Annotated in this window: 8 protein-coding genes; 5 read left to right on the top strand and 3 right to left on the bottom strand. The window is 66.7% G+C overall.

The features are described from left to right. The first annotated feature begins 177 nt into the window (after positions 1 to 177). The 4 genes from WK25_RS11535 to WK25_RS11520 all read left to right on the top strand — a co-directional run bounded on the left by WK25_RS11535 (position 178) and on the right by WK25_RS11520 (position 7,489). Positions 178 to 2,163 carry an ATP-binding cassette domain-containing protein gene (locus WK25_RS11535; protein ID WP_174554674.1) on the top strand — a complete coding sequence of 662 codons (1,986 nt, stop codon included), beginning with the start codon at positions 178 to 180 and terminating at the stop codon, positions 2,161 to 2,163. A gap of 285 nt (positions 2,164 to 2,448) precedes the next feature. After that, positions 2,449 to 4,431: a DNA topoisomerase IV subunit B gene (gene parE, locus WK25_RS11530; RefSeq protein WP_040141330.1), complete on the top strand. Its 1,983-nt coding sequence runs from the start codon at positions 2,449 to 2,451 to the stop codon at positions 4,429 to 4,431. A gap of 69 nt (positions 4,432 to 4,500) precedes the next feature. Further along, positions 4,501 to 6,822: a DNA topoisomerase IV subunit A gene (gene parC / locus WK25_RS11525; RefSeq protein ID WP_069241615.1), complete on the top strand. Its 2,322-nt coding sequence runs from the start codon at positions 4,501 to 4,503 to the stop codon at positions 6,820 to 6,822. Positions 6,823 to 7,030: 208 nt separating this feature from the next. Further along, entirely contained in the window at positions 7,031 to 7,489 is a 459-nt protein-coding gene (locus WK25_RS11520; RefSeq protein WP_069241614.1) for a CopD family protein, read from the top strand. Between the two features lie 64 nt (positions 7,490 to 7,553). Here the strand turns inward: WK25_RS11520 and WK25_RS11515 are convergent, their stop codons facing one another. Continuing rightward, positions 7,554 to 8,438, bottom strand: a complete 885-nt coding sequence (locus WK25_RS11515; protein WP_069241613.1) for a LysR family transcriptional regulator — start codon at positions 8,436 to 8,438, stop codon at positions 7,554 to 7,556. A gap of 126 nt (positions 8,439 to 8,564) precedes the next feature. Between WK25_RS11515 and WK25_RS11510 the strand changes: the two genes are divergently transcribed. Then, positions 8,565 to 9,011 carry a multidrug/biocide efflux PACE transporter gene (locus WK25_RS11510; RefSeq protein ID WP_069241612.1) on the top strand — a complete coding sequence of 149 codons (447 nt, stop codon included), beginning with the start codon at positions 8,565 to 8,567 and terminating at the stop codon, positions 9,009 to 9,011. A gap of 76 nt (positions 9,012 to 9,087) precedes the next feature. Here the strand turns inward: WK25_RS11510 and WK25_RS11505 are convergent, their stop codons facing one another. Then, entirely contained in the window at positions 9,088 to 10,296 is a 1,209-nt protein-coding gene (locus WK25_RS11505; RefSeq protein ID WP_040141320.1) for a chromate transporter, read from the bottom strand. 197 nt (positions 10,297 to 10,493) lie between these two features. Continuing rightward, positions 10,494 to 12,833, bottom strand: coding sequence for an EAL domain-containing protein (locus WK25_RS11500; protein ID WP_040141318.1), 2,340 nt, complete (start codon positions 12,831 to 12,833; stop codon positions 10,494 to 10,496). Positions 12,834 to 12,864: the final 31 nt, after the last annotated feature.

Raw genomic sequence — 12,864 nt, 5'->3', positions numbered from 1 at the left:
CGGAAGCAGCGGCCGGACGCCCGTGCACGACACCGCGCCACACCGCCGCGCGCGGCGCCGACACCATCCGCAGCATGCGCGCAGCCGCCCCCGCCGGGCACCAACTCGGCACGAATGGAAGCGCATACTGGCCTAGCCCATCCGGCCAACCCGGCGCAGGCGTCCGCCACCGGTACAATGGGCGCTTCCGATTTCTCTCTTCGCCGTCTCCCCATGTCGCTTTATTCCATTACCGGCGCGCAACTCGCGTTCGGTCACGTCGCGTTGCTCGATCACGCGGACTTCTCGCTGGAGGCCGGCGAGCGCGTCGGCCTGATCGGCCGCAACGGTGCGGGCAAGTCGTCGCTGCTGAAGATCGTCGCCGGGCTTGCGAAGCCGGATGACGGGCTGATTACGCGTCAACAGGAGCTCGTGACCGTCTACGTGCCGCAGGAGCCCGAATTCGAACCAGGCGCGACGGTGTTCGACGCGGTGGCGTCTGGGCTCGCGCATACGCGCGAGGTGCTCGAAGAGTACGATTCGATCGCGCACCGCCTCGCGGAAACGCCGGAAGGCGCCGAGCACGACGCGCTGCTCGCGCGGATGAACGCGCTGCAATCGACGCTCGACGCGCACGATGCGTGGAACTGGCGCACGCGCGTGTCGATGACGCTCGCGCAGATCGGCCTGACGGACGGCGACGCGCAAGTCGACGCGCTGTCGGGCGGGATGCAGAAGCGCGTCGCGCTGGCGCGCGCGCTGGTGCTGCAGCCGGATGTGCTGCTGCTCGACGAACCGACCAACCACCTCGACTTCGACGGTATCCGCTGGCTGGAAGAACTGCTCGTCGCGCAGCGCGCGGGCCTGCTGTTCATCACCCACGATCGCGCATTCCTCGATCGCGTCGCGACGCGCATCGTCGAACTCGATCGTGGCCGGCTGCTGTCGTACCCGGGCAATTTCTCCGCGTACCAGACGCGCAAGGCGCAGCAGCTCGAAATCGAACGCGTGGAAAACGAGAAGTTCGACAAGCTGCTCGCGCAGGAGGAAGTGTGGATCCGCAAAGGCGTCGAGGCGCGCCGCACGCGCAGCGTGGGCCGCATCGCGCGGCTCGTGCAAATGCGCAACGAGCGCGCGGAGCGCCGCAACGCGCAAGGCAACGTGAAGCTCGACGTCGCGCAGGGCGAGAAGTCAGGCAAGATCGTCGCGGAGCTGACTGACGTGACGAAGCGCTATGGCGACCGCACGGTCGTGGATACGTTCTCGACGACGGTCATGCGTGGCGACAAGATCGGATTCGTCGGCCCGAACGGCGCCGGCAAGACCACGCTGCTCAAGCTGATCCTCGGCGAGCTGCAGCCCGATGCCGGCACGGTGCGCACGGGCACGAACCTGCAGGTTGCGTATTTCGACCAGATGCGCGCGCAGCTCGACCAGGAAAAGAGCCTCGCCGATACGATCAGCCCCGGCAGCGAATGGGTCGAGATCGGCGGCGTGCGCAAGCACGTGATGAGCTATCTCGGCGACTTCCTGTTCGCGCCGGAACGCGCGCGCTCGCCGGTGAAGTCGCTGTCGGGGGGCGAACGCAACCGGCTGCTGCTCGCGCGCCTGTTCGCGCGCCCGGCCAACGTGCTGGTGCTCGACGAACCGACCAACGACCTCGACATCCCGACGCTCGAACTGCTCGAAGAGCTGCTGGCCGACTACGACGGCACGGTGCTGCTCGTCAGCCACGATCGCGCGTTCCTCGACAACGTCGTCACGTCGGTGATCGCGGCCGAGGGCGACGGCAAGTGGCGCGAATACGTCGGCGGCTTCACCGACTGGCAGATCCAGAGCGAGCGTTCGCAGCAGATCGCGCAGCAGGAAGCGGCGAAGCGCGCAGTCAAGGAAGCGGCGCCGGTCAAGGAAGACGCGGCGAAAGGCGCAGCCGGCCGCAATGCGCAGCGCACGGTGAAGCTGTCGTTCAACGAGCAGCGCGAACTCGACGCGCTGCCGGAAAAGATTGCCGCGCTCGAGGAAGAACAGAAAACGATCAACGCGCAACTCGAGGACGGCTCGATCTTCGCGAAGGATCCGCAAGAAGGCACGCGCCTGACCGAGCGGTTCGCGGCAATCGACGACGAGTTGCTCGCCGCGCTCGAGCGGTGGGAAACGCTCGAGGCGAAGCGCAAGCCGGTCTGACGCCCGGCGCCGGCCGCGCACGCCGGCGCGCCGTTCGGCCGCCCCGCTCGGCGGGCGGCGTTCGACGATCTCGACGATTCGGCGATGTTGCGATGGCACGCCACGCGGAACCAGTAAAATACCGCGCGTCCCGGGCCGCGCTGCGCACGCTGCGCGCCCGCTTTCGGAGCAGTCCACGCACACCGTTGTTTCGATTCGCTTTTTTACGGAACTCAACGTTTTGTCCACGACGTTATCCACACGAGATGTGGAAAACGTCCCGATGAATGACGAAATTCAGCGCCTATGTCAACGAAGAAGCCCAGCGCGGCCTATAGCGAAGCATCGATCAAGGTGCTCAAGGGTCTCGAGCCGGTCAAGCAGCGGCCCGGCATGTACACCCGTACCGAAAACCCGCTGCACATCATTCAGGAAGTCATCGACAACGCGTCGGACGAGGCGCTCGGCGGCTACGGCAAGCAGATCACGGTCACGCTGCACGCCGATCAGTCGGTGTCGGTCGAGGACGACGGCCGCGGCATTCCGTTCGGGATGCACCCGGAGGAAGGGGTGCCCGTCGTCGAGATCGTATTCACGCGTCTGCATGCGGGCGGCAAGTTCGACAAGGCGGCCGGCGGCGCGTACACGTTCTCGGGCGGCCTGCATGGCGTCGGCGTGTCGGTCACCAATGCGCTGGCGACGCGCCTTGACGTGACGGTCTGGCGCGACGGCAAGATCGCCGAACTCGGCTTCGCCGACGGTGACGTCGTAAAGCCGCTGGCGACGCAGGCCGCGGGCCGCGGCGAGAAGAAATCCGGCACGCGCGTGCAGGTGTGGCCGAATCCGAAATACTTCGACTCGCCGAACTTGCCGCTTGGCGAACTGCAACGGCTGCTGCGCTCGAAGGCCGTGCTGCTGCCGGGCGTGGAAGTCGTGCTCGTCAACGAGAAGACCGGCGAGCGCCAGACGTGGAAATACGACGACGGCCTGCGTGGTTATCTGCTCGACGAGATGAACGGCAGCGAGCTGCTGATTCCGCTGTTCGAAGGCGAGCGCTTTGCCGATGCACGATCGGCCGACGAAACCTTCGCCGAAGGCGAGGGCGCGTCGTGGGTCGTCGCGTGGAGCGAGGAAGGCTCGCTCGTGCGCGAGTCGTACGTGAACCTGATCCCGACTCCGGCGGGCGGCACGCACGAGTCGGGCCTGCGCGACGGTCTCTACCAGGCGGTGAAGAGCTTCGTCGAACTGCACAACCTGCAGCCGAAGGGGGTGAAGCTGCTCGCGGAAGACGTGTTCGCGCGCGTGTCGTTCGTGCTGTCCGCGAAGGTGCTCGATCCGCAGTTCCAGGGGCAGATCAAGGAACGCCTGAACAGCCGCGACGCGGTGAAGCTGGTGTCGTCGTTCTCGCGTCCGGCGCTCGAACTGTGGCTGAACCAGCACGTCGAGCACGGCAAGAAGCTCGCGGAACTCGTGATCAAGCAGGCTCAGGCGCGCACGCGCGCGGGCCAGAAGGTCGAGAAGCGCAAGAGCTCGGGCGTCGCGGTGCTGCCCGGCAAGCTGACCGACTGCGAGACGGAAGATATCGCGCGCAACGAACTGTTCCTCGTCGAGGGCGACTCGGCGGGCGGCTCCGCGAAGATGGGCCGCGACAAGGAATATCAGGCGATCCTGCCGCTGCGCGGCAAGGTGTTGAACACGTGGGAAACCGAGCGCGATCGCCTGTTCGCAAACAACGAGGTGCACGACATTTCGGTCGCGATCGGCGTCGATCCGCACAGCCCGGACGACACCGTCGACCTGTCGAATCTCCGCTACGGCAAGATCTGCATCTTGTCGGACGCGGACGTCGACGGCTCGCACATCCAGGTGCTGCTGCTCACGTTGTTCTTCAAGCATTTTCCGCAGCTGATCGAGCGCGGCCACGTGTACGTCGCGCGCCCGCCGCTGTTCCGCGTCGACGCGCCCGCGCGCGGCAAGAAGCCCGCGCAGAAGCTCTACGCGCTCGACGAAGGCGAACTCGAGGCGACGCTCGACAAGCTGCGCAAGGACGGCGTGCGTGAAACGCAGTGGAGCATCAGCCGCTTCAAGGGGCTCGGCGAAATGAGCGCGGAGCAGCTGTGGGACACGACGATGAACCCCGACACGCGCCGCCTGATGCCGGTCAAGCTCGGCGAGCTCGACTACGAGGCGACGGTCGCGCGGATGACGATGCTGATGGGCAAGGGCGAGGCGGCCGCGCGGCGCGGCTGGCTCGAGGAAAAGGGCAACGACGTCGAAGCGGATATCTAAGCCGGGAATCCGCGCGGCCGGGCATCGCGCCCGGCCTGGCCTCATGTCAGTTACGAATACGGAATACAGATGGACGACAATACTTCCGATCTCTTCGCCGGCTCCGACGCACCGGACACCGATGCGCTGACGCTCGGCAACTACGCGGAGCAGGCGTACCTCAGCTACGCGGTCAGCGTCGTGAAGAGCCGCGCGCTGCCCGACGTGTGCGACGGCCAGAAGCCGGTGCAGCGCCGGATCCTGTTCGCGATGAACGAAATGGGCCTCGGCCCCGACGCGAAGCCGGTGAAGTCGGCGCGCGTGGTCGGCGACGTGCTCGGTAAATACCACCCGCACGGCGACCAGTCGGCGTACGACGCGCTCGTGCGTCTCGCGCAGGACTTCTCGCTGCGCTACCCGCTGATCGACGGGCAGGGCAACTTCGGCTCGCGCGACGGCGACGGCGCGGCGGCGATGCGGTATACCGAAGCCCGGCTCACGCCGATCTCGAAGCTGCTGCTCGACGAGATCGACCAGGGCACGGTCGACTTCATGCCGAACTACGACGGCTCGTTCGAGGAGCCGAAGACGCTGCCGAGCCGCATGCCGTTCGTGCTGCTGAACGGCGCGTCGGGCATCGCGGTCGGCCTTGCCACCGAAATCCCGTCGCACAATCTGCGCGAGGTCGCGGCGGCGGCAGTCGCGTTGATCCGCAATCCGAAGCTCACGCACGCGGAGCTGATGAACCTGATCCCCGGCCCGGACTTCCCGGGCGGCGGCCAGATCATCTCGAGCGACGCTGAAATCGCGGCGGCTTATGAAACCGGCCGCGGCAGCCTGAAGGTGCGCGCGCGCTGGAAGATCGAGGATCTCGCGCGCGGTCAGTGGCAGCTGGTCGTCACAGAGCTGCCGCCGAACACGTCGGGCCAGAAGGTGCTCGAGGAAATCGAGGAACTGACCAACCCGAAGCTCAAGCTCGGCAAGAAGACGCTGACGCCCGAGCAGCTGAACACGAAGAAGGCGATGCTCGACCTGCTCGACGCGGTGCGCGACGAGTCGGGCAAGGAAGCGGCGGTGCGGCTCGTGTTCGAGCCGAAGTCGCGCACGATCGACCAGACGGAATTCGTGAACACGCTGCTCGCGTACACGAGCCTCGAATCGAACGCGACGCTGAACCTCGTGATGATCGGCGCCGACGGCCGGCCGGGCCAGAAGGGGCTGCTGACGATTCTCGACGAGTGGGTGAAGTACCGCCAGCTGACGATGACGCGCCGCTGCCGCCATCGTCTCGCGAAGGTCGACGATCGGATCCATATCCTCGAAGGGCGGATGATCGTCTTCCTGAACATCGACGAGGTGATCCGCATCATCCGCGAGTCCGACGAGCCGAAAGCCGCGCTGATCGGCGCGTTCGGCCTCACCGACCGCCAGGCGGAAGACATCCTCGAAATCCGTTTGCGCCAGCTCGCGCGGCTCGAGAAGATCAAGATCGAGAAGGAGCTCGAGGCGCTGCGCGACGAGAAGGCGAAGCTCGAAGAGCTGCTCGCGAACGAAAGCGCGATGAAGCGGCTGATGATCAAGGAGATCGAGGCCGACGCGAAACAGTACGGCGACGATCGCCGCACGCTGATCCAGCAGGAAAAGCGCGCGACCTTCGAGGCGAAGGTCGTCGACGAGCCGGTTACGGTGGTCGTGTCGCAGAAGGGCTGGGTGCGCGCGCTGAAGGGCCACGGCCTTGATCCGGCCGGCTTCTCGTTCAAGGCCGGCGACAGCCTGTACGCGGCATTCCAGTGCCGCACGCCCGATCGCCTGATCGCGTGGGGCAGCAGCGGGCGCGTGTATTCGGTCGACGTGTCGGTGCTGCCGGGCGGCCGCGGTGACGGCGTGCCGGTCACGTCGCTGATCGAGCTCGAATCGGGCTCGCACCTGATGCATTACTACGCAGCGCCGGCCGATCAGCAGCTGCTGCTCGCGTCGAGCAACGGCTTCGGGTTCCTCGCCAAGGTCGGCGACATGGTGAGCCGTGTGAAGGCCGGCAAGTCGTTCATGACGATCGATGCGGGTGCTGTGCCGCTTGCGCCGATGCCGGTGCTGCCGAATGCGACGCAGGTCGCGTGTCTGTCGAGCGGCGGCCGCCTGCTGGTGTTCGGGATGGACGAGATGAAGACGCTGTCCGGCGGCGGCCGCGGCGTGATCCTGATGGCGCTCGACGACAAGGAAACGCTCGTGCAGGCGCTCGCGATCGACCCGGCCGGCGTCGTGCTGATCGGCACGGGCCGCGGCGGCAAGGTGCAGGACGAAACGCTGTCGTATGCGGGGCTCGCGCCGCACATCGGCAAGCGTGCACGCAAGGGGCGTGCGCCGGAAACGAAGCTGAAGGTCGTCAACGAGCTGCGTCCGCTCCTCGGCTGACCCCGCGTCCGCTTCGGCGGCGTGCGGCCTTCGTCTTTCTCGCGACGTATTGCGGCGAGCGACGGTGGCGCCGTCGTACGGAACTTGCAAAATATTGTGAAATGCCGCCAGGTCCCTGAACCGAGCGGCAGCGGGTCGGTCGAACGTCGCTCGAGACCGCGCACGACGCGGCCGATCGTTGCCTTCAACCCATAACAGGATTGCCGCCATGTCCCACGCTGTTGCCGTCGCGCTGTTTCTTCATCTGCTGGCCGTCGCCGTGTGGGTGGGCGGGATGGTCTTCGCGAACTTCTGCCTGCGGCCGGCGCTGTCGGACCTGACGCCACAGCTTCGGCTGCCGCTGATCGAGGGCGTGTTCGGCCGCTTCTTCAACTGGGTGTCGGGCGCGGTGATCGTGATCCTGCTGTCCGGCGGGTTCCTGCTCACCGCGTTCGGCGGCGCGCATGCAACGTGGTCGCTGCATGCGATGGCCGGGCTCGGTGTCGTGATGATGCTGATCTTCGGTCATATCCGCTTCGCGCTGTTCCCGCGGATCCGCCGTGCGGTGCAGGCGCAGAACTGGCCGGACGGCGCGCGCGCCGTGAATACGGTGCGCCTGCTGGTGGTCGTCAATCTCGTGCTCGGCGTCGTGACGATCGGCGCGGCCGTGCTGTCGCGCGGCTTCTGAGCGCCGGTTCGTTCCGGGGCCCGGCGCCGATCGGCGCCCGCGGCCCGCGCGATGTCGCGCGCCGCTACGCGGCCAGCATCGCGTCGAGCAGCCACGCGCCGGCCGGGCCGAGCGGCCGGTTGCGCGACCACACCGCGTCCACGCGCACGCGGCGCGGCCAGCCTCGCGCGCGCAGCTCGCTCAGGCGATCGCGCGCGAAGTGCTCGACCATCCAGCGCGGCAACTCGGCCCACCCGAACCCGAGCACTGCCATCTCCAGCAGCATCAGATAGCTCGGCGCGAGCCAGCGCTGCGTGCCGACTACGATCCGGTCGTCGGCGGTCTGGTCCTCCGGTTTCACGTACGTAATCAGACGCAACTCGCGTGCATCGCGCAGCGCCGCATGCGGCACTTCGGCGTCGCCGTATTCGGCGAGCGCGTGCGTGCGGCCCACGAACAGGCCGATCTCCGATTCCTCCGCGACCGTTGCCGCACCGATATCGGGCGGGTAGGCCGCGCGCGCGGCCATCAGCCCGAGTTGCGCGCGGCCCTGCTGGATCAGGTCGAGCACGTCTTCGTGCTCGGCGATCTGGCATTCGAGCTCGAGCGCCGGAAAGCGCTGCTCGAGCGCCATCAACGTTTCCTCGTAACGCTTCGACTGGTACGTATCGGACACCACCAGCGTCAGCCGCGCTTCCTCGCCCTGCGCGAGCCGTGCGGCCGTGCGGTCGATCGCGGCGCCGGCCTCGAGCGCGCGCTGCACCTGCGGCAGCAGCGCGCGGCCGGCATCGGTGAGCGTCGGCGTGCGCGTCGACCGGTCGAACAACTGCACGCCGAGATCGATCTCGAGATTGGCGATCGCCTCGGACACCGTCGACTGGCGCTTGCCCAGCTTGCGTGCGGCGGCCGTGAACGAGCCGAGCAGCGCGGCTTCGGCGAATGCAACCAGCGCTTCCGGAGCATGGCGCATAGGGTGAGCCTCATCGCGTTATATCGGTAAAACCGATGATAACAAACTGGATGCGCGCAGTTACACCGATCAGAATGACGGCATCGTTCGTGTCAAGCGCGAACTGCACATGAATCGGAGGGAACGATGAAACATGCGAACAAAACGGTGACAGAACGCCTCGTCCATGCGCTGACGTTCGAGCTGCTTGCGATCGCGCTGTGCGCGCCGATCGGCGCGTGGCTGCTCGACATGCCGGTGTCGCACGTCGGCGTGCTGACGGTGATGGTGTCGCTGATCGCGATGGCGTGGAACATGACGTTCAACACGCTGTTCGATCGCTTTGAACGGCGCGCGGGCCTCACGCGCACGCTCGGCATGCGGATCGCGCACGCGGTCGTATTCGAGCTCGGCCTCGTCGCGATGGTGGTGCCGCTCGCCGCGTGGTGGCTGAACGTGAGTCTCGTCGAAGCGCTGCTGCTCGACCTGGGCATCGTGCTGTTCTTCCTGCCTTACACGTTCTGCTTCAACCTCGCGTACGACGCGCTGCGCGCCCGGTGGATCGCGCGCCGCGTCGCGGTGCAAGCTGGCTAAGGAGCATGCGGCCGCGGTCAACGCGGGCCTGTGACGGCGTGCGCGGCTGTGCCGCTGCGTGCGCCTGCGACCGGCCTCAGTGCGCGACCGCCCACAGCCACGCGCCGCACGCGATTGCGACCGCGCCGTAGACCGCATACACGGGCAGCCTGAAGCGCGCGAAACACAGCGTCGCGAACGCGCCCGTGAGCCAATAAACCGGATCGGCCGGCTCGCGGTGCAGGATCTTCACCACGGCGACGACGAGGAAGCCGGTCGTCGCCGCGCGCAACAGCCGCATCCCGTGCTCGAAGCGCGAATGGCGCTTGAGCCGGAACAGATGGTGCTGCGCGAACACGACGAGGCACCCCGACGGAATGAACAGCGCAGCGGTTGCGAGCAGCGCGCCGATCCAGCCGTCGGTCAGGTAGCCGAGAAACGGCACGACGTTCAGCAGCGGGCCGGGCGACACCGGCGACAGCGCGAACGCGAGCGTGAAGTCGTGATCCGAGATCCCGGTTGCCGGCGACACGAACAACGCCTTGAGCACGGGCAGCGCCGAGAAGCCGCCGCCGAACAAGGTCATGCCGGCGCCGGCGAGCCGTGGCCATAGCAGCGTCATCTGATAGTTGCCGGGCAGCGGCAGCGCGAACAGCGCAACGAAGATCGCCAGCAGCACGAGCAGCCTGCGGTCGCGCTTCGCCAGCCTCACGTCCACCGCATCGTATTGCGGTGGGCCGGTGAGCCAGCCCGCTGCAAACGCAGCGAACAGAATCCCGACGAAAGCGGCCGGACTATGTGCGAAAGCGAGCAGAATCGTCGACAACGCGGCGATCACCTGTTCGAGCCGCGTGCTGGCGAGCGTGCGCAGCTGCTTGATCCACGTGACGCCGATCAGCGCGGCCAGCACCATCCCGAAATGGTTGATCAGTATCGGCGCGGCGAGCGAGCGCACGATCGGCGTGCGATAGAACATCGCGAACAGCGTCATCAACACGAAGAACGGCAGCACGCTCGCAATGCCGGCGACCCATGCGCCGATGCGGCCGTGCAGCGCCTGGCCGACCTGCACCGCGACGTTGCAGCCGACCGGGCCGGGCACGAGCCACGCGAGCGCGACGAAATCGGCGAATACGTGCGGCTCGATGCGTTGCAACCGGTCGACGTAGTGGCGTTCGAGCTGCGCCATCATCGACAGCCCGCCCCACGACATCGCGGAGATGCCGGCGACGGCCTTGAACAAGGCCCACAGGGAAGCCTGCGTGTGTTCGACACGTTCGGCCGCTTGAACTTCGACGGTTGTCATGATGGTGCAGTTGGCGCAGGGCCGGTCTCGCGCATAGGAACGTGGCGGCGGTCCGCCGACACGATGGCCCTCCCGATTGTCCGCCGCGCATCGTGACACTGCCATGCGCGAAAACGCTAGTTAATGAACTAAACGATCGGCGTGGAACCCGAAACAATCGGTGTGCTACGCAACATGGGCCGGCGAGGGCGGCGCGCTCAGTCGCCCGTGCTGCCGGTCGCGCGGTGCGGGAGGACGTTCGGCCGGTCGCCGCGCACGCCGAAGCGCTCGATCAGCGCGGGGATCGCGTCGGCCGGCACGGGGCGCGAGAACAGGAAGCCTTGCGCCTCGATCTCGCCGAGCGCGGACAGCCACGCAATCTGCTCCTCGGTTTCGGTGCCTTCGACGACGACGGTCAGCCCGAGCGAGCGGGCGAGATGCACGATCGACGACACCATTACGCACACGCTGCGATCGTTCGGGATCGCCTGCACGAACGAGCGGTCGACCTTCAGCGTATCGACGGAGAACCGGTGCAGGTACGACAGCGACGAGTAGCCGGTCCCGAAATCGTCGAGTGCGATCCGGATGCCGAGTTTCTTCAGCGCGACGATCTTTTCGGACACGAGCTCCGGATACTCCATCATCGCGGTCTCGGTGATCTCGATCTCGAGTCGGTTCGCGTCGATGCCGGTGTCCAGCAATGCCTGCGAAATCGTCTCGATCAGGTCGCCGCGCCAGAACTGCACCGGCGAGATGTTGACCGCGAGCGTCAGCGTGTCGTGACCTTCGTCGCGCCAGCGCGCGATCTGCTCGCACGCGGTGCGGATCACGAAGTCGCCGATCGGCACGATCAGGCCCGTCGATTCGGCGATCGAAATGAATTCGTTCGCGGAGATGATGCCGTGCTCCGGGTGGTCCCAGCGCGCCAGCGCCTCGAAGCCGGTAATCGTGCGGTGCGCGAGATCGATTTTCGGCTGGTATGCGAGGAACAGCTGCCCTTCGGCGAGCGCGACGCGCAATTGCTGTTCCCAGCGCATCAGGTGATCCGCGCGGTGCGACAGGTGCGGCGCGTAGAACTGATAGCAGTTCTTGCCCGCGTCCTTCGCGCTGTACATCGCCAGGTCGGCCTTCTTCAGCAGGTCGATTTCGCTTTCGTTCGCGACGGTATGCAGCGCAATGCCGATGCTCGCATGCAGCACGAACGAACTGCCGCGCACGTCGAACGGTTCGCCGAACATCCGGATGATCGCTTCCGCGAGCCGCACCGCGCGCCGTTCGACGTCGTCGCCCTTCATCACGACCACGAATTCGTCGCCGCCGATCCGCGCGAGCGAACCTTCGTCGCCGACGGCATCCGACAGGCGCGACGCGGTCATCTGCAGCACGATGTCGCCGGCGTTGTGGCCGAGCGTGTCGTTGACGGTCTTGAAGTTGTCGAGGTCGATGAACAACAGGCCGAGCCGCGACAGGCTCGTCGGCATCGACACGTCGTTGCGCAACCCGCGCAGCGTCGCGTAGCGGTTTGCGAGGCCGGTCAGCAGGTCGTATTCGGCGAGCTGCGTCATTTCGCGCTCGCGGCCGAGCAGCTTGCCGATCAGCCCCGTCGCGACGCCGAAGAACGCGAGCATCGCGAGCGTGATGAAGCTCGTCATCAGCAGGTAGACGTTGCGCGTGTGGTAGTAGTCCGCGAATTCCTCGGACTGCGACAGGCCGACCATCACCGCGAGCGGGTAGCCGTCGAGGTGGCGGTACGACACGATGCGCGTGACGCCGTCGATCGGATCGGTGATCGTGCCCGTCACACGCTCGGCAATCGGGTAGACGCCCGACGCGGAGAACGCGCCCGGCGCGTTGCTGACCGATCCGGTGCGCCGCGCGAGCACGGCGCCCGTGTCGGACACCACGGCGATCACGCCTTCCTTGCCGATCGCCGCGTTGTTGTAGAAGTCGTTCGTGAAGTAACTCGGGTCTTCGGACACGACGACGACGCCTGCGAAGCTGCCGTCGGGGTTGTTCAGCCGGCGCGTCATCTGCAACGTCCAGTGGCTCGATACGCGGCCGAGCACGGGCTTGCTGATGTACAGGCGGTCGTCGTTGTGCGCGAGGTGGACTTTGAAATGCTCGCGGTCGGACAGGTTGATCGGCTGCGGATGGAGCTCGGCCGTGTTCGCGAACAGGATGCCTTTCGCGTTGACGAGCGAAACCTGAATCAGCGTGTCGCTCGGCACGACGCCTTTCTCGACCGCGCTGGCGAGGTTGAAGTGCGCGGGCGACTTCTCGAATTCGAACTTGACGAAGCGCGTGATCTGATCGACCTGATGGATCGCCTTGACCGTGTGCTGCTCGAGCGCCGACGACAGGATTGCCGCAGACGCCGCCGCCTCCTTGTACGCGCTGTCCTTTTCGACCGACAGCCGCGCGATGATCACCGCCCACAGCAGCGCAAGCGCCAGCATCCCGAGCAGCGGGATCGCGAACAGCGCGCGCCGGCGCGACTTGCGTGGCGCGCGCAGCGGCCGGGTCGGCGGCGTGTGGTTTGACCGGGCGGAACTCATCGAAGAGGGCGGGTCCTGCTCGCGTGCGCCT

Source organism: Burkholderia latens (genome assembly GCF_001718795.1).
Taxonomy (GTDB): Bacteria; Pseudomonadota; Gammaproteobacteria; order Burkholderiales; family Burkholderiaceae; genus Burkholderia; species Burkholderia latens_A.
The sequence above is the reverse complement of the archived record's forward strand: the minus strand, read 5'-3'. Positions and strand labels throughout refer to the sequence as shown.